Here is a 16,514-nt window from a genome sequence, read left to right as displayed (position 1 = left end):
CCGTAGCCGGCTCCGTGTGCGATTCGACGAGCCGAGAGCGGAAGCCACAAGCCACCTCGACCGAGTGGTACGACCGATGAATCCCAACGAGTGGCGAACGTACCTCGTGACACAGCAGTCGCTATCGGCGGGCCGTGATACCGCGTCGGTCGTCGCGTCGGCGCTCGACGGCGGCGTCGACGCCGTGCAGCTTCGTGAGAAAGGCCTCGACGCGCGAACGCGCTACCGGCTCGGCGTGCGTCTGCGCGAGCTCACCGACGAGGCGGGCGCGGCGCTGGTCGTCAACGACCGGATCGACCTCGCGAAGGCGGTGGCTGCCGACGGCGTCCACCTCGGTCAGTCGGACCTCCCGGTGGAGGTCGCTCGCGACCAGCTCGGGCCGGATGCAGTGATCGGTGCCTCCGTGTCGACGGTTCGGGAAGCGGAGGTGGCGGCAGCCGCCGGCGCCGACTATCTCGGCGTTGGCGCCGTGTACGGGACATCCTCCAAGAATGTGGACGCGGCGAAGGACGGGATCGGCCCGGGGCGGATCCGGGCCATCATCGACGCCGTCGACCTGCCGGTGTTCGGCATCGGCGGCATCGACGCGGACAACGCCGGCGACGTGGTGGCCGCCGGCGCGAGCGGCGTCGCCGTCATCTCCGCGATCACGGCGGCCGACGATCCGGAAGCCGCCGCGCGGGAGTTGACGGAGGTGGTTGAGGATGCCCAGTGAGACGGAGCAGCCGCCCGTCGACGGTGAGACCGTGCGCTCCGCGCTGGCGGCCCTTTCCGAGGCACCGCCGCTGGTCCAGCATCTCACCAACGAGGTGACGATGAGCGAGACGGCGAACGTCACCCTCCACTGGGGCGGACTCCCGGTGATGGCGGACGCGCCGGCGGAGGCCGGCGACATGGCCGCGGGCGCGGACGCGGTGCTCATCAACACCGGGCGGGCGACCGTCGAGGAGGTCGACGCGATGGTCGCCGCCGGCGAGTCCGCCAACGATGCGGATGTCCCGGTGGTACTCGACCCGGTGGGCTACGGCGCGACGCCACACCGCGTCGAATCGACGGCGAAGCTGCTGGACGCCGTCTCCTTCGACCTCATCAAGGGAAACGCCGGGGAGATCAAGGGGCTCGCGGGCGAGGAGGCCGAAGTGCGTGGCGTCGAGTCCGTCGGTGACGAGACCGGCGCGGCTGACGCTGCGCAGGCGCTGGCTGCGGAAACCGACGCGACCGTCATCGTGAGCGGACCGACCGACGTCGTCGCTGACGATGTGGCCGCCTACGAGCTGTCGGTGGGCCACGAGCTGATGGGAGCGTTTGTTGGCTCGGGCTGCATGCTCGGGAGCACGCTCGCGGCGTTCGCGGCCGTAACGCGGTGCCCGGATGCACCGCTGGCGGACGCACCCGCAGCGGCACTGGCCGCCACGGCGGCATACGGGCTCGCCGGCGAGCAGGCTGCGGAGACGGAACCGGCCGGACCGGCCAGCTACCGCACCGCGTTCATGGACACGGTTGCGGCGATAGCGGCGGAGCGGCCGTCGTTGGAGGTTGCCGACCGAATACGCCGCCTCTAGGGCGGTCGACGGGGTAGCAGGGGCGAACAGGCAGCGTGCGTCGAGTGTCGCCGCCGTCCGGATGCGAGTCGGGAGCGAACGACGACGCTCCGCACGGGACCACGCTGCACATCCGCATTCCCCCGCGCGGCGAGACGAGTAGGCACGGCGGGACTGGCGCGGTATCGTTCAAAAGGCGTTGGGTGGAGTGCCGGATCCCGTGGAGGCCGACAGCAGCCTCACACGGCGTCGGCCGGGTCGGGAGATCTCCTAGCTGCTTCCCGAGGCTTCGCCGGGGAGTTCGCGCTCGGCGACCGTCTCCTCGGCGCCGGCTCGTTCCGCCGGCGGCTCGTCGTCCTCCGAGACGCGGACGGTGAGGACGGGGACTGCGGAGCCGCGAACCACCTTTTCGGCGACGCTGCCGAGCAGGAGCCGGTCGATACCGCCACGCCCGTGCGTCCCCATTACGACGACATCACAGTCGTTGCCCTCGGCGTACCGGATGATCTCGCGGCTCGGAGATCCGTCGACGACGGCGGTCGTCACGTCGACGCCGCGCTCGTCGGCGAGCTCTCGAACCGCATCGACGGCGGTCTCGGCGTCCGCACGGAGCAGGTCGTCGACGCCCTCCCAGGAGGTCTCCATCGGCATGCCCGCGTAGCTCGCGGTGTTGATCACGTACAGTGCGTGGACCTCGGCACCGTGTACCGCCGCCAAGTCGAGAGCGTGTGCAACCGCCCGCTCCCCCTCCGGTGACCCGTCCGTCGGCACCAGAAGTCGGTTGTAGAGTGTCATGGACTTGCATGTGAGTAGCTAACGAGGCATCTTAAGCGTTTGCACGTTTTGCCGGTTCTTGGTGCGGCAGTTCCGTGACGGGGATAGTTCCCGAAACGACACGAGATCCGAACGGCGATCGCCGGCCGTCGGATTCCGTGATGTGGAGGTTACTAGTCGAAACGATCGGCGCGAAGACAAACACCTAACACCCCATCGGCCGTTACCGATTACACACCGGATGGTACTTCAGGAAGCGTTCGTCACCGACTTCGCGATCATCATCGTCACCGCGACGGTCATCGGCTATCTCGCCAAACAGACGGGTCAGCCGACGATCATCGCGTACATCCTCACCGGGCTGATTCTCGGACCGGTGTTCCTCGACGTGGTAACGGAGGAGGGACTCGTGGAGCTGATGGCCGAACTCGGGCTCGGCTTCCTGCTGTTTTTGCTCGGGATCAAGATGCGGTTTTCGGATATCAAGGATATCCTGCGGCCCATCATCAACATCGCCGTCCTCCAGACGATCCTGCAGACGGCGCTGGCGTTCGGCGTTGCGTGGTTCCTCGGGTTCGACCTCACCGAAACCATCGTCATCGCGCTGGCGACCGTGTTCGGCGCGACGCCGATCATCGTGAAGATCCTCACCGACAAAGACGAGATCACCAGCCTCCCGGGGAAGATCGACGTGGGCGTGCTGATCGTGCAGGACATCTACCTCGTCATCGTCCTCGCACTGTTCTCGGCCGACGAGCTCACCAGCGCCTCGGAAGTTGGCACCACGCTCGTGACGATCCTCGTGATGATGTCGTTCATCGGCATCTTCTCGCTGCTCTCCTCGCGGTACTTCCTCCCGACGCTGTTCCGGCGGATCGCCGACAACAAGGACGTGTTCTTCGTGATCGGCATCGCGTGGGCGTTCCTCTTTATCGCGGTGACGGAGCACTTCGACCTCTCCGTGGAGGTGGGTGCGTTCCTCGCGGGGATCAGCCTCGCACAGCTCCCGTACAGCAAGGAGCTCGAAGACCGCATCTCTCCGATCACCGACTTCTTCATCCTCGTCTTCTTCGCCTCCATCGGCCTGCAGATCGCCGCCGACGACCTCACCGCCTACTGGGCGGAGGCCATCATCGCCTCCGCCGTGTTGATGGTGGGCAACTTCTGGATCATGTTCTACCTCATCGACCGGGAGGACTTCTCCGTCGAGACGAGCTTCCTCGGGTCGATCAACATGATACAGGTGTCCGAGTTCTCGCTGGTCGTCGGCGCGCTCGGCGTCACACAGGGGTACATCGGCACCGAGATCCTCGGCTACCTCAGCCTGATGGCGCTGTTGACGATGAGCCTCTCGACGTACATCATCAACTACAATCACGCCATCTACAACCGCGTCCAGCCGTTCTTCTCCCGCTGGGAGGCCGAGGGGAAAGCGGACGTCGACCTCAAGGAGTTCGACGGCCACGCCGTCGCTGTCGGCTTCGACGGCGTGACGCAGGGCGCGCTCCCCCTGCTTGCCGATCGCTTCGACGACGTGGTGGTGATCGACCGCAACGTCGAGCACGTCGAGGAGCTCGACCGTGCCGACCGCTACGAGACGATCTACGGCGACTTCCGACACGCCGAGATACGGAAGGCGTCGAACCTCTCCGACGCCGCCTTCGTGTTGAGCTCCACCGTCCAACAGGAGGTGAACGAGCGCCTGCTGGAGGAGGTGAACGACGACGCCACCGTCGTCGTCGAGGGAACCACCGTCGAGATGGCGCGCCAGCTGTACGACGCCGGCGCCCACTACGTGATAATGAGCACGCACCTCTCCGCCGACCGCGTGGCCGAACAGCTTCGGGCGGTGCTCCGCGGCGAGCGTCGGTTCGCCGACGCGGACCCGGAGACCCTGCCGTCGAATGGCGACCCGGAAACTGACGGGGGTACCGACGATGTCTGAGCTGATCGCGGCGCTGTCGGCGATCTTCATCAGCGCCGGCGCAGTGTTGCTGGTCGCCAACCGGTTCTCGCTGCCGACGATTCCGTTCTACCTCATCGCGGGGTTCGTCGCCGGCTTCGCCATCGACGACGTGAACATCCTGCTCGACCTGGCACAGTGGGGGATCGCGTTCCTCGTCTTCGTCTTCGGCGTCGGCGTCGACCTCCCGAAGCTCGCGACCGTGTTCCGCGACAGCGAATCGGTCGCCGGCGCGCAGGTCGTCGTGGTCGGTCCGCTGAGCTTCGCGGTCGGGCTCCTACTCGGCTTCGACCTCCTCGGCGCGTTCGTCTTCTCGGTCGCCGCCACGCTGAGCTCGACGCTCGTCGGCACCGGACTCCTCGAAGTCGAGATCCGCAACAATCTGGTTCACGGCCGGCTGGCGAAGTCGATCCACCTGCTCGACGACTTCCTCGCCATCGGGCTGGTGTTGATGTTGAGTGTGGCGACGTTCACCCCCGACGCGGTCGCCGCACAGATCGGATACGGGGTCGTCGTCATCCTGCTGGCGCTCGTGATCCAGCGGCACTTCTTCGACTACCTCACCAAGTTCGCTGAGGGGTCCCAGGAGCTGATGATGATCGGCGCCATCTCGCTGTTGATCGTCTTTCTCACGCTCTCGGACGTGGTCGGCATCTCGCCGGTCGTCGGCGCGTTCGCCGCCGGCCTCGCGATCAAACGGGACTACACGCAGAACCTCGGAATGCTCAACGGGATCGGGTCGATCAAGGACTTCTTCGTCGTGATCTTCTTCGTCACACTCGGCGCGCTCGTTTCCCTCCCCTCGCTGGAGGTGTTCGTCGTCGCCGCCGTGCTCGCCGTGCTCACCGCTGTCGTCAAGCCCGTCGTCACGATGCTGACGCTGATCCGGGAGGGGTACGACGTTCGGACCGCGACGCTGACGAGCGCCAGTCTCGACCAGATCAGCGAGTTCGCGCTGATCATCGCCATCCAGGCACTGCTGATCAACCGGATCACGCCCGACCTGTTCGACGCGATCATTCTGGCGGCCGCCGTCACGATGGTCACGTCCTCGCTCACGCGCCGGTACGACGAGTGGATCTTCGCGAACGTCACCGGCCCGGTGCTCGGCGACCGCAGTACCCGCAAGATCGACGACCAGAGCCGGGTCGACCCGGACCTCACTGACCACGTCGTGATCGTCGGCTACGGTCGGCTCGGTCGCCGGCTCGCGACCGTCTGTGAGGAGGAGGACGTCGACTACGTCGTCGTCGAGAACGACCCGGCGTTGCTTGCCTCGATCAGATCGGACGTGGACAACTACGTCCTCGGCGACGCGATGTACGACTACGTCTGGGAGAAAGCGAACGTGGATGACGCCCGTCTCGTGCTCTCGACGGTAAGCCAGTCTCGGGTCTCCGAACGCGTCCTCGCCGCGGAGACCGACGCGGAAGTCGTCGTTCGCACTGAGGACCCCGACGAGATGGCCGACCTGCGTGGCGCCGGCGCGGCGTTCGTCGTCGTCCCCGACCTGCTTGCGGCCGAACGGCTGGATGAGGTGGTTGCCGACATGCTCGCCGGCGACCTCAGTCCGGAGGAGCTCCGCGAGCGCCACCTCGCGGAGATCGCCGAGATCGAGCAGAACGATCTGCGCTCGCGCACCGACGACGCGCCGGTGTAGGCACCGCAGGCAAACAGCTATTTGCGACCGCCGTCTTCCGTAGTTTATGGCAAGCCCATCCAAGGCGATCCGTCGGGTGCGACAGGCACGACGCGAGGAATCTCCGCCCCGAACGAAGGACTTCGACTCCTTCCGGCCGGAGTACCGCGCCGTGCTGACCGCGATCCGTGAGCTCGGCGGGGACCCGGCGATCGACGAAGTAACCGACTGGATGGTCGAACGCGTCCACGAGACCGGCCACCTGCCGACGCCGGCGGAGACGCGCGACCGGACGCGTGCGGTCGCCAACAATCGGGGGCTCTCCATTCCGGAGAACTCTCCGCTCAGGACGGGCTCAGCGAAATGACCGACAACTCCCGTGACGAGGTCGGCGACAGTTCCGAACCCGCTGACGGGGAGATTCCGGACGACGAGCTGGAAGTGGCGTTCGAGGCGATGGTGCCGTTCGAGCCGTACACGGACGAGCAGTTCGCGGCGGATCTGGAGATTCAAAAACGGAAGGCGCGCGAGTATCTGCGCCGACTGGAGACGCGTGAGGAGGTTCATCGGAAGGATATCAAGGGAAGCCCCCCGATCTGGATCCGCGAGCCGAAGCCGCAAACGTGTCCGAGTTGTGACCGCGCGTTCGAGGTGAAGTACCTCCACGCCATCTTCTCATCGTCGCGATTCTGTCCCCGGTGTGGAACGAAACTGCCGGCCCGGTGAGGGACCGCTAGTACGCCCGCCGTAACTCCGACGGGAGGTCTTTTTGAAGCTCGGCCAGTCCCTCCTCGCGGAGCTCCGTGGGCGTGAGCTCGTCGTCGAGCATCGCCCGGACGTACGTCACCAGCTGCTCGCCGGCGAGCAGGTTGGGCACGGTGACGTACGATGCCCCGGCGTCGAGCAGCTTGCGGGCGCTCGCCTCGTCGGATACCCGGAGCACGACGTTCGCGGAGAACCCGAGGTCGAGCAGGCGCCGTGAGACGGATTCGGAGCCGGTCACCGAGACGATCAGCCGGGCGTCCGTCGCCCGGGCCTTCTCCCAGGTGTACTCCTCCATGGCGTCACCGAAGACGTACGCCTCACACTCGGCGCGAACCTCGTCGCGGAGCGCCGGGTCGTTCTCGATGACGACGTACGGCTGGTCGCGGGCCTCCAGCGTCTCCACGAGGCGCGCCCCCTTGCGACCGTAGCCGACGACGACGACGTGCTCCGAGAGGTCCTCAGGCACCGTGCTCAGATCGTCGATCTTGTCGTGTCGGCCGGAGACGAGGCCACGCTCGGCGACCGCGCGGTAGATCCGCTCGTCGTATCGGCTGGTGACCGCGGAGGTGGCCATCGTGACGGCGGTCGCCAGAATGATCGCGTCGAACACCGACTGGGTCAGCATGCCGATGATCAGCGCCTCGATGGCGATGATCAGCGCGAACTCGCTGGTCTGGTCCGTGCTGAGCCCGACCAGCGTCGACGTGCGGGCCTCGTAGCCGCGGTAGATGAGGATCGCCGTCGTCACGATCGGCTTGACGACCACCGTCAGCAGGACGAGCCCACCGACGAGCAGCAGTTTCTCGACCGACTCCGCGGTGCCGAGCTCGTAGAAGGGGATCACGACGAGCGCCCCCAGCGAGAGGAACAGCAGCGCCACGAAGAAGTCCTTGATCGACTCCAGCCCGTTGAACAGCCCGAGATACTGCGCCGGGTCGTGTCGCACGGCGAGCCCGGCGGCGAACGCACCGACGACGATCGGGATGCCGACGGTCGCCGCGGCGCCGAGGAAGACGACGAGCAGCGAGACGACACCGACGATCAGCAGCTCGGTGGAGTCGCCGGCCAGCGTCCCGACCGCATCGAAGAGGTAGCGGTTCACCAGCACGGCGGCGACGACGAACAGGAGCCCGTAGCCGATCTGCAGGACGACGGGGTCGAGTTCGAGGGTTCCCGCTCCGACGACCAGGATGAACGCAACCGCGAACAGGTCCTGGACGAACTGGATCGACCGGCTCAGCCGTCCGTGGACGAGGTTCCGACGGATCTCCGTGTCGAGCAGTGCGGTCGCCACCATCGTCGAGGAGAGCGCGGCGGCGACGCCGAGGAACACGGCCTCGACGGGCGCCAGTCCGAAGAGGATCCCGAGTCCGGTCCCGATCGACCCAACCAGCAGGATCTGGAGGATCCCGACGACCTCCGCGTCGCGCAACACCGGTTCGACGCCGGAGATCTGGATCCCGACGCCGAACGTGAATACCAGCAGCGCGATGCCGAACTGGGCGACCTCGATCGCCGCGCTCCGGTCGACGAACAGCCCGGCAAGGATGCCGGCGACGATCAACAGCGGCGCCACTGGCAGGTCGTAGCGGTTGGCTAACAGCAGGAACGGCCCCGCGGCGATAAACAGGATCGAGACGGCGGTGAGCAGCTCAGACATGGCGCTCACCTCCGTGTCGTCCGACGACCGACCACGTCGTGTGACGGTCAGTCATCGAGATCACCTCCCATTCGGTCGTGGACATCCGGAAACGGCTCCGGATCGTTGAGCAGTTCGGCGTCGTGCTCGAGGGCGGCGTCGAACGCCTCACGGTCGTCGAGGAACGCCTCGACGTAGTCCGAAAGGCGTTTTGAGGAGAGGCTCACCGAGCGAATCACGTAGTCGGCGCCCCGCTCGTACAGCCGGTGTGCGGTCTCCGGATCCGTCGCCTCGACGATGACGGTCGTGTCGTCGTCGGTCTCCCTGAGAATCGCCTTTCCGATTTCCGGCTGGTCCGACGAGGAAAGAACGAAATCGGCCTTTTTGAGCGCCACGTCCTTCCGAATCGTGGCACTGCCGATATCGCCGAAGACGGCGTCGTAGCCCCCATCCTTCAGCTCCTCGAGGTGGTCCGCGCGGCGGTCGACCACGACGAGGTCGTCGTAGTGGTCGTCGAGGAGGCCGAGCACGTTCCGCGTCGCGTCGTCGTAGCCGACGACGACGGCGTGGTTCTTGTACTCGCGTTTCTCCTCCGTGAACGTCTCGCTGGCCTCGAACCGCGCGAGGTGTGGCGCCACCTTCTCGTGGAGCAGGTCGGCGAACTTGAAGAAGTACACCGAGACGGCCATCGTGATGATCGCGAGCAGCGTGAGGAAGCCGAGCACCTCGACGCCGATGAAGCCGCCGGCCTCGGCGGCGACGGCGACGACGATGCCGAACTCGCTCACCTGGATCATGTAGAGACTCCCGCGGAAGGAGGTCTCCGTGTCGAACCGCTGCCAGCTGATGAGCGCGAAGAAGATGAGGAACTTCGCGGGCATCAGGAGGAGCGCCGCGATCACTGCTTCCTCCCAGTAGAACAGCAGGTCGGACGCCTCGAGGCTCAACGCGACGGACGCGAAGAACACCATCACGAACAGGTCCGTGAGCGGGTTCACCCGGTCCTGCAGCTCCTTGCTGTACGGGAGCTGGGCGATGGCGACGCCGGCGAGGAACGCGCCCATCTCGATCGAGAGGTACGCCGTGATCCCGAGCGGTGCCAGAAAGAGGTTGATCTCGTCGGAGACGAAGACGAACAGGAACGCCCACGAGAGCGCCAGCAGGAAGAACACCTGTCTGTTGCCGGCGACGCGCCGGAACACCGTCGGAAGCACGTACTTCGACGCGGCGAGCGCGGCGACGGTCACCACCGCGACCAGCGCGAGCACGACCGCCAGCGTGGTCGCCACCTCCGTGACGCTCTCCGGGCGCCCGGCGGCCAGCACCGCCAGGAGAATCACGACGACCACGTCCTGCATGAGCAGGATCCCCACGTCGAGTTTGCCGTGGAGCGTCGTCGTCTCGTCGAGGTCGGTGAGCATCTTGATCACGACCGCGGTGGAGCTGTACATCACCGCGAGCCCGATGATGAACGCCTCCATCGTCCCGAACCCGAGCAGCAGCGCGATCCCGGTGCCCGCGATCGCCACGGCGGCCATCTGTGGGAGCGATATCAGCACGATCGGCGACAGGATGTGTTTGATCTCGTCGATGCGCATCTTGATCCCGAGCAGGAACAGCAGGAACGCCAGCCCCAGCTCGGAGAGCGTCTCGGTGATCTCGGTGACCTCGACGACACCCAGCACCACCGGACCGAGCACCACGCCGGCCAGGATGTAGGCGATGATCGTCGGTTGGCCGGTCTGCTTCGCGAGGAACCCGGCGAGCGTAGCGCCGAGCAGGAGTATCGCGAGGTCGGCCGAGAGTGCGGCTTCCGTAACCATCTAATCCGGTGCATCTTCTCCCAGACGTCTGATAACGGTTGGGATGAGACCGCACTGCGGAACCGACCCGTGGTATCGACGGCCGCCACCGACTTCAGCCCTCGTCAGCGCCGCGCCCAGTCGAGCAGCCGGGCGTAGAACGGCTCGGAGGCGAGCGCGTCCGCGTCGCCGACCAGCGTCAGCGCCTTCTTCGCTCGCGTGAGCGCGACGTTCACCCGGCGGGTGTCCTCGAAGATCGGCGAGTCGAGGTCGCCGGTCGCGACGAACGAGACGACGATCACCTCCTTCGAGGAGCCCTGGAAGCGGTCGACGGTATCGACGGTCGCGTCGGTCCGTCGGCCGATCTCCGCGACCTGTGCGCGGAACGGGGCAATGACGCCGATGTCGTCGAGGTCGACGCCGGCCGCGACGTAGGCGTCGACGATCTCCGCGACACGTTCGGCTTCCCGGATGTTCCGGTTGCCGTCACGAGTGCCGTCCGGGTCGACGAAGCTGACGCCGGCGCGCAGTTCCGCGGGAAGGTCGTCGGTGTCCACGCCGAGGTCGGCCAGCGTCTGGGTCGCGACCTCGGGGGTGGCGGGTCGGAGCGCGCCGTCGTAGAACTCCGCCGAGGAGAACGACTGGATCCGCTGGCTCATCCGGTACTGGCGGTCGAGCATCACGCCCGCCTCGGGATTCCGCTCGATAAGCCGCTGGAACAGCGACGTTTGGAGGTCGTTTTCGGCGCGCACGACCGGGGGCAGCTGCTCGTGGTCGCCAACGAGCACGAAGCGGTCCGCGAGGTTCGCCGCGGCGTGGGTCCCCGGCTCCGTGAGCTGTGAGGCCTCGTCGACGAGCGCCACGTCGAACTCGCACTCGCGCATGACGCGGGATCCGCAGCCCGCGGTCGTCGCGGCGACCACGTCGGCGTTTTTGAGGGTCGCCGCCGTCGCATTCGGGTCGCCCCGCGTGTCGAGCCGGAGGTCCGTCATGTCGACGCGAACGCCGTTTTCGGTGCCGTACCGGAGCACCGTCCCGTCCGCGTCGTCGCCGAGTCCCTGCTCGCGGAGCGCTTCGAGCGCGTTGTCAACCGCGCGATTGGTGAACGCCGAGAGGAGGACCCGGTTGCCGTCCTCGACGAGCGCCCGGACGGTACGGGCGATGGTGTACGTCTTGCCCGTGCCGGGTGGGCCGTGGATGAGCGCGAAGTCCTCGGCGTCGACCGCGAGGTTCACCGCGGCGTTCTGGGCGTCGTTGTTGTCGATGTAGGTGGCGAGGCGGTCGTCGGTCGTCCAGTCGTCGCCGGCGGGGTCGGCGTCCGCGTCGTCGTCACCTTCTCTCTCCCCCTCCGCTTGCCCTGCCGCTTCCATCGCCGCCCCCGTTCCGCCGCCGAACGCGGGCTCCCGCCGGCCGAACAGCACGTCCTTGCGGTCCTCGCTCCCCTTCAACACGGCGTCGTGGAGCGCGGTGAGCATCCGATCGACGGAGATCTCCGAGGGGTAAACGTCGAGCCGCCGGAGCTCGACCGGCTCGTCCGTCTCGACGACGATCTCCTCGCCCAGCACACGGATCCGGCCGAGCTCGGCGTGACCCGACACGGGGTCGCCGTCGCTGGCAAGCGCCACGTCGCCCTCGCGGAGCTTGGAGACGGCGTCGTCCGGCTTGCGAGCGCGGAGCTCCCAGCGGTTGTCCGCGATCTCCTCTTGGGAGATCGGGTCGAGGTCGATCAGCGCGCGGTCGTCGTCGGCGCGCTCGGCGGGCGTCTGCTCCCAGAGCTTCCGGTACTCCGCGTGGGTCTCGCGTCGCTCCTGCTCGATGGCGGTGTACAACCGGTCGAAGTAGTCGCGTTCGGCCTCCGGAAGCGGCTGGCCGATCTGGCCCGCCTTCGACTCCTGGTCAAGCCGCCCGGAGACGACCATGCAGGTGTCCTGCTCGAAGCAGTACTCGCAGTTTGCGTCCGCCTCGTAGCCCGAGGGGACGGTGGGGCGGTCGCCGGCCTCGTTGAGCGCGCGCCACTCCATCGCCGCCAGCTCGTTGCGGGTCCGTACGACGAACTTCAGGAGGCCGTCGCCGACGGGGAACTCCTTGGCCGGCGCGAGGTCGCCGGTCTCCTCGTTGCGCTCCAGCGCGGTGTTTTTCGTGTAGAGGAGGGTCCCGATGTCGGGGTCGACGCCACGCTCGTCGAGCATCAACGCGTAGCAGGCCGCCTGGATCTTGTCCTGAAACCGTGGCTCGCGGTTGGTGTTCTTCCCCGTCTTGAGCTCGACGGGCGTCCCGCGGCGGAGTGCGTCGGCGCGCCCTTTTAAGCCGAACGTGGGCGAGATGAGGGTGAACTCCGACCGCCAGGAGTCCTCGTCGGTGAGCGTGCCCTGCGCGAGCCACCCCTCGACGGCGGCCGCGTTCCGGCGCACCTCGTCTTCGACCTCCGCGGCGTCGTACCCGAGCAGCCCGAGTTCGAGGCCGGCCTCGGCGACCCGGTCCTCGACGGAGACCTCAAGGTCGACGCCACGGAGGAGGTCGCCGAACACCTCGTGGACGACCGTCCCTTTCACGACGGGGTAGTTCAGCGGGATGCCCGAGAGCTTGTTGAGGTAGTACATCCGCGGACACTGCACCCACGACCGGATCCCGGTCACGTCGACGAGGAAGTCGGGTTCGAGGACGACCCACGACTCCTTCGTGGTGGCGTAGCCCGTCTCGCCGCCGTAGTCGTCCTCCTCGACCTCCGTGACGAGCAGCTCCATGCCGGGCTCGGCGTGCTCGCCCGTCTCCGCCCACTTGCCCCACAGCGTCACGTCGACGGCGTCGGCGGCGCCGCGCTCCGGGCGGATCCGCACTTCCCGGAGCTCCGACTCGCCGTACGACGTCGACACCGTTCGCGTCTCTCCGACGGAGAGGATCGGCCCCCGAACGTTCACGCCTTCTCTCCTCGTTGGCGGCGAAAAACGCTGTCGGTGGGCTGGGGGTCGACCGGTCGAGGTCCCGACGGAACCCGTAGCCGCCTTATAGGCGGCCCTCCCACGGTGGCGTATGAGCGAAGCTGCAAAGGGTGGAACGTTCCGGAAGGTGCTCGGCGGCGTCATCCTCGCGCTGGCGCTGGTGTCGGCGTTCTCCGCGGCGCTGCGGATAGGCGAGTTCGGACTGGTCGCGGCCGGCGACGCGGTCGTCAGCCTCTACATCGCCGGCCTCGTCGTCTGGGGCTTCTTCAAGGAGGGGTTCGACACCGACCGCTTCCGCGCGCTGTTGTACCTCGGCTTGATGCTGTGGGGAACCGTCGACTACCTCGCCGGCTCAGAATCGCCGTTCACCTACCTGCTGATGATCGGCGGTGCGCTGCTGCTTGCGCGAGTGGCGTACAAGTACGGCGAAAAGCAGAAGAAACCGGTCTACGAGCGCTGACGGTCCCCTTCTCTTTCGTGTCGTCTAGCGTCCGCGGCGGCCGCCGGCGCGACCCGCATTCGGATTGAACTCCTGGCCGAGCCGCCGGAGGTACCAGACGACGACGAGCCCGAACAGGAACCCGCCGGCGGTCGCCGCGGCGAGCATCTCTGCTGAGGGGTCGCCCTGCAGCATGATCAGCGGGGGGGAGATCGTCACGAGCGCGAGCACCGCGAGCTGGATCTTCCGATTGCCCGAGTCGCGTTCCTCCCGGGACATCGGCTCTACCATCGGGTCGCCTCCGCGTTCATGCCTGAAACGAGGTGCTGGAACGACATGAACCCGATGGACCTGCACTCGATAGGTCTGTCGGGTGGCCGTTTCACGCGAGTGCTTAAAAGGAGGCTGCGGTAGACCATCCGAACCGACTCGTTTCGGGCGTGAACGGTCATCAGGGTTTAAGTGTGTGAGAAGATCACAAACTGGTGCCCCTACCCGCTCCCCGCCCCGCGTCGGACCCCGCCGGCGTGGGGCGGTTCCCCCGAGCACGGCGAGCGCTTGCCGTGCTCGGCGGGTCGCCGGCGAACAAGCTGTCCGCCGCCGGCGAGCTTTTCGTCCTACTGCGGGGAGCGTTCCACTCCCCGTCGTTCGGCTGCGGGGAGCGTTCCGCGTCCCTTTTTTAGGAAACCCCGCAAACTGGCGTATAATGGACGACGAACTCCGTCAGCGCGTCGAGACGGCCGCCGAGGAGGCGGCCCTCTACAACGCGCTCAAGCACGGTAGCGACCCCGACGTGGGCGCGATCATGGGCCCACTGATGGGCGAGAACCCCGACTTCCGACCGCACGGCGACGAGATCCCCGGCGTGATCGGGCCGGTCGTCAGCGAGGTCGCGACGATGGACCCCGAGGCGCGCCGCGACCGGCTCGCCGAGCTCGCCCCCGAGCTCGTTGAGGAGCTCGAAGCCGAGGAGGAGGCCGACGAGCACACGCTCCCCGACCTCCCGAACGCCGAGGAGGGCGAGGTCGTGATGCGCGCGGCGCCGAACCCCAACGGCCCGTGGCACATGGGACACGCCCGGATGCCCGCCGTCATCGGGACGTACAAGGAGCGCTACGACGGCGAGTTCATCTGCCGCTTCGACGACACGGACCCGGAGACGAAACGACCGGACCTCGACGCCTACGACGCCATCCTGGAGGATATCGAGTACCTCGGTTTCGAGGCCGACCGCGTGCTGAAAGCCTCCGACCGGCTCGACACCTACTACGAGCACGCCCGGAACCTGATCGACGCCGGCGGCGCCTACACCTGCTCGTGTTCCGGCGAGGCGTTCTCCGAGCTGAAGAACAACGCCGAGCCCTGCCCCCACCGCGACAAAGACACGGAGACGGTCCACGCGGAGTTCGACGACATGGTCGCCGGCGAGTACGACTCCGGCGAGATGACTCTCCGGGTGCGCACCGACATCGAGCACAAGAATCCCGCGCTGCGCGACTGGGTCGCCTTCCGGATGATCGACACGCCCCACCCGCGCGAGGAGGCCGCCGACTACCGCTGCTGGCCCATGCTCGACTTCCAGTCGGGCGTCGACGACCACCTCACGGGCGTCACGCACATCATCCGCGGCATCGACCTGCAGGACTCCGCGAAGCGCCAGCGGTTCGTCTACGACTACTTCGACTGGGAGTACCCCGAGGTGCTCCACTGGGGCCACGTCCAGATCGACGAGTACGACGTGAAGATGTCCACCTCGACGATCAAGCAGCTGATCGACGACGGCGAGCTCACCGGCTGGGACGACCCGCGCGCGCCGACGATCCGCTCCGTCCGCCGGCGCGGCATCCGCGGCGAGGCGATCGTCGAGTCGATGGTCGAACTCGGCATGTCCACCTCCGACGTGGATCTCGCGATGTCGTCCGTCTACGCCAACAACCGCGACATCGTCGACGAGGAGTCGAACCGCTACTTCCTCGTGCGCGACCGCGCGGACGACCCCGCCGTCGAGCTCGACGTGACCGGCGGTCCCGAGGCCGGCCACCCGCCGCTGCACCCCAACTACGAGGAGCGCGGCAGCCGCACCATCCCCGCCGACCGCGTGCTCGTCGAGTCGTCCGACCTCCCCGAGGAGGGCGGGCGCGTCTGGCTGAAGGGCTACGGCTGCGTCGAGTACGACGGCGCCGACCTCACCTACCTCGACGCCGACCTCTCCGTGGTGAAGGAGGGCGACGTGAACGTGATCCACTGGGCGCCCGCCGAGGAGAGCCTCAAGACGCTCGTGCGCACCATCGAGGGCGACGTGCGCGGCTTCGCGGAGCCCGCCGTCGTCGACGCCGGCGCCGACACGCTCGTCCAGTTCGAGCGCTACGGCTTCGCCCGCCTCGACGCGTTCGACCCCGACCCCACCGGCGAGACGTACGGACCGACCGGCGAGGAGGACCTCGTCGCCTACTACGCACACCCCTGAGCAGGCAGTTGCAGCGCCCTTTTGAGGCGGTTTCGGCTTTTTTAAGGGAGACTGCTTGTTGATCGATGTCGGGAGTGGGTGTTGCAATCGACATCATCGGTGACCGCTTATAAACGACCATGAGTGATTCCGCTGCTCTCTTTTAAAACCAGACTGCGGTCGGCGCGTGCGAGAAACGCGCGCGAGGGAGGCGGCGGGCCGCCGCGGAGCGGTCCCGCGGCGGCCTGCCCGCCGAGGCTGGGGAGGGGTGAGGTGCGGTGCTGTGCGGTGTGGGTGGGACTCAACGGGGCAGCCGTTCCCGCCGCAGGCGGGAAACAGCGAGACGGTCCCTCAGACCGTCTCGCCCGTGGTCCGGGAAGACGGGCGACGCAAGCACCGCAGCGGGCGTTGCTGAGAGCGAGGAGCGCAGCGAGCGTCCCGGGGCATGCGAGCGGGACAACGGAAGTCGCAGCCCGCGAGCGCAGCGAGGTGCGACCGACGGGAGCACCTCGAAACGCGAGCGGCGAAGCCGCGAGCAGCGAGCCGGACCGTCTTCCGGAACCCTCG

13 protein-coding genes are annotated in these 16,514 nt (G+C 67.3%); 8 read left to right on the top strand and 5 right to left on the bottom strand.

Annotation, left to right across the window (positions count from 1 at the left end):
- Window positions 1-76 precede the first annotated feature (76 nt).
- The gene (thiE, locus tag ACYQ07_RS12610; protein ID WP_459882124.1) at window positions 77-715 is read left to right on the top strand and encodes a thiamine phosphate synthase; all 639 of its coding nucleotides are present in this window, start codon (window positions 77-79) and stop codon (window positions 713-715) included.
- Complete coding sequence (gene thiM, locus ACYQ07_RS12605; protein ID WP_459882122.1) at window positions 705-1,562, top strand: hydroxyethylthiazole kinase; 858 nt, start codon at window positions 705-707, stop codon at window positions 1,560-1,562. The genes thiE and thiM overlap by 11 nt, the downstream gene beginning before the upstream one ends.
- Window positions 1,563-1,811: 249 nt before the next feature.
- On the opposite strand, the gene ACYQ07_RS12600 is transcribed toward thiM, so the two are convergent.
- Entirely contained in the window at window positions 1,812-2,336 is a 525-nt protein-coding gene (locus ACYQ07_RS12600; protein ID WP_459882120.1) for a universal stress protein, read from the bottom strand.
- Window positions 2,337-2,556: 220 nt separating this feature from the next.
- Here ACYQ07_RS12600 and ACYQ07_RS12595 point away from each other — a divergent pair, with 220 nt between their 5' ends.
- The 4 genes from ACYQ07_RS12595 to ACYQ07_RS12580 are packed head-to-tail and all read left to right on the top strand — an operon-like array spanning window position 2,557 to window position 6,643.
- Window positions 2,557-4,260, top strand: coding sequence for a cation:proton antiporter (locus tag ACYQ07_RS12595; RefSeq protein ID WP_459882118.1), 1,704 nt, complete (start codon window positions 2,557-2,559; stop codon window positions 4,258-4,260).
- Window positions 4,253-5,938 carry a cation:proton antiporter domain-containing protein gene (locus ACYQ07_RS12590; RefSeq protein ID WP_459882117.1) on the top strand — a complete coding sequence of 562 codons (1,686 nt, stop codon included), beginning with the start codon at window positions 4,253-4,255 and terminating at the stop codon, window positions 5,936-5,938. Before ACYQ07_RS12595 ends, ACYQ07_RS12590 begins: the two co-directional genes overlap by 8 nt.
- Before the next feature lie 46 nt (window positions 5,939-5,984).
- Complete coding sequence (locus tag ACYQ07_RS12585) at window positions 5,985-6,284, top strand: hypothetical protein (RefSeq protein WP_459882115.1); 300 nt, start codon at window positions 5,985-5,987, stop codon at window positions 6,282-6,284.
- Window positions 6,281-6,643, top strand: a complete 363-nt coding sequence (locus ACYQ07_RS12580; protein ID WP_459882113.1) for a hypothetical protein — start codon at window positions 6,281-6,283, stop codon at window positions 6,641-6,643. The genes ACYQ07_RS12585 and ACYQ07_RS12580 overlap by 4 nt, the downstream gene beginning before the upstream one ends.
- 7 nt (window positions 6,644-6,650) lie before the next feature.
- On the opposite strand, the gene ACYQ07_RS12575 is transcribed toward ACYQ07_RS12580, so the two are convergent.
- From ACYQ07_RS12575 to ACYQ07_RS12565, 3 genes are all read right to left on the bottom strand, one after another.
- Window positions 6,651-8,342, bottom strand: a complete 1,692-nt coding sequence (locus ACYQ07_RS12575) for a cation:proton antiporter domain-containing protein (RefSeq protein WP_459882112.1) — start codon at window positions 8,340-8,342, stop codon at window positions 6,651-6,653.
- A 47-nt stretch (window positions 8,343-8,389) separates the two neighbouring features.
- Window positions 8,390-10,144 carry a cation:proton antiporter domain-containing protein gene (locus ACYQ07_RS12570; RefSeq protein ID WP_459882110.1) on the bottom strand — a complete coding sequence of 585 codons (1,755 nt, stop codon included), beginning with the start codon at window positions 10,142-10,144 and terminating at the stop codon, window positions 8,390-8,392.
- A 104-nt stretch (window positions 10,145-10,248) separates the two neighbouring features.
- A complete protein-coding gene (locus ACYQ07_RS12565; protein ID WP_459882108.1) occupies window positions 10,249-13,041 on the bottom strand; it encodes an AAA domain-containing protein in 2,793 nt (930 codons plus the stop codon).
- Window positions 13,042-13,153: 112 nt separating this feature from the next.
- Here ACYQ07_RS12565 and ACYQ07_RS12560 point away from each other — a divergent pair, with 112 nt between their 5' ends.
- Window positions 13,154-13,522, top strand: a complete 369-nt coding sequence (locus ACYQ07_RS12560) for a hypothetical protein (RefSeq protein WP_459882106.1) — start codon at window positions 13,154-13,156, stop codon at window positions 13,520-13,522.
- Window positions 13,523-13,546: 24 nt separating this feature from the next.
- On the opposite strand, the gene ACYQ07_RS12555 is transcribed toward ACYQ07_RS12560, so the two are convergent.
- Window positions 13,547-13,792, bottom strand: a complete 246-nt coding sequence (locus ACYQ07_RS12555; RefSeq protein WP_459882104.1) for a hypothetical protein — start codon at window positions 13,790-13,792, stop codon at window positions 13,547-13,549.
- A 415-nt stretch (window positions 13,793-14,207) separates the two neighbouring features.
- Here ACYQ07_RS12555 and ACYQ07_RS12550 point away from each other — a divergent pair, with 415 nt between their 5' ends.
- Window positions 14,208-15,968: a glutamate--tRNA ligase gene (locus ACYQ07_RS12550; protein WP_459882102.1), complete on the top strand. Its 1,761-nt coding sequence runs from the start codon at window positions 14,208-14,210 to the stop codon at window positions 15,966-15,968.
- Window positions 15,969-16,514 lie beyond the last annotated feature (546 nt).

It is taken from the genome of Halorubrum gandharaense (assembly GCF_054654575.1).
Note: the sequence above shows the minus strand (reverse complement) of the source record. Positions and strands in the feature narration are given on the sequence as shown.

Excerpts from the sequence above, each read along its gene's own strand:
- ACYQ07_RS12560 (WP_459882106.1), top strand. The coding sequence starts at position 13,154 with ATGAGCGAAGCTGCAAAGGGTGGAACGTTCCGGAAGGTGCTCGGCGGC.
- ACYQ07_RS12570 (WP_459882110.1), bottom strand. The coding sequence starts at position 10,144 with ATGGTTACGGAAGCCGCACTCTCGGCCGACCTCGCGATACTCCTGCTC.
- ACYQ07_RS12585 (WP_459882115.1), top strand. The coding sequence starts at position 5,985 with ATGGCAAGCCCATCCAAGGCGATCCGTCGGGTGCGACAGGCACGACGC.
- ACYQ07_RS12550 (WP_459882102.1), top strand. The coding sequence starts at position 14,208 with ATGGACGACGAACTCCGTCAGCGCGTCGAGACGGCCGCCGAGGAGGCG.
- ACYQ07_RS12575 (WP_459882112.1), bottom strand. The coding sequence starts at position 8,342 with ATGTCTGAGCTGCTCACCGCCGTCTCGATCCTGTTTATCGCCGCGGGG.
- ACYQ07_RS12600 (WP_459882120.1), bottom strand. The coding sequence starts at position 2,336 with ATGACACTCTACAACCGACTTCTGGTGCCGACGGACGGGTCACCGGAG.
- thiM (WP_459882122.1), top strand. The coding sequence starts at position 705 with ATGCCCAGTGAGACGGAGCAGCCGCCCGTCGACGGTGAGACCGTGCGC.
- thiE (WP_459882124.1), top strand. The coding sequence starts at position 77 with ATGAATCCCAACGAGTGGCGAACGTACCTCGTGACACAGCAGTCGCTA.
- ACYQ07_RS12590 (WP_459882117.1), top strand. The coding sequence starts at position 4,253 with ATGTCTGAGCTGATCGCGGCGCTGTCGGCGATCTTCATCAGCGCCGGC.
- ACYQ07_RS12580 (WP_459882113.1), top strand. The coding sequence starts at position 6,281 with ATGACCGACAACTCCCGTGACGAGGTCGGCGACAGTTCCGAACCCGCT.
- ACYQ07_RS12595 (WP_459882118.1), top strand. The coding sequence starts at position 2,557 with ATGGTACTTCAGGAAGCGTTCGTCACCGACTTCGCGATCATCATCGTC.
- ACYQ07_RS12555 (WP_459882104.1), bottom strand. The coding sequence starts at position 13,792 with ATGGTAGAGCCGATGTCCCGGGAGGAACGCGACTCGGGCAATCGGAAG.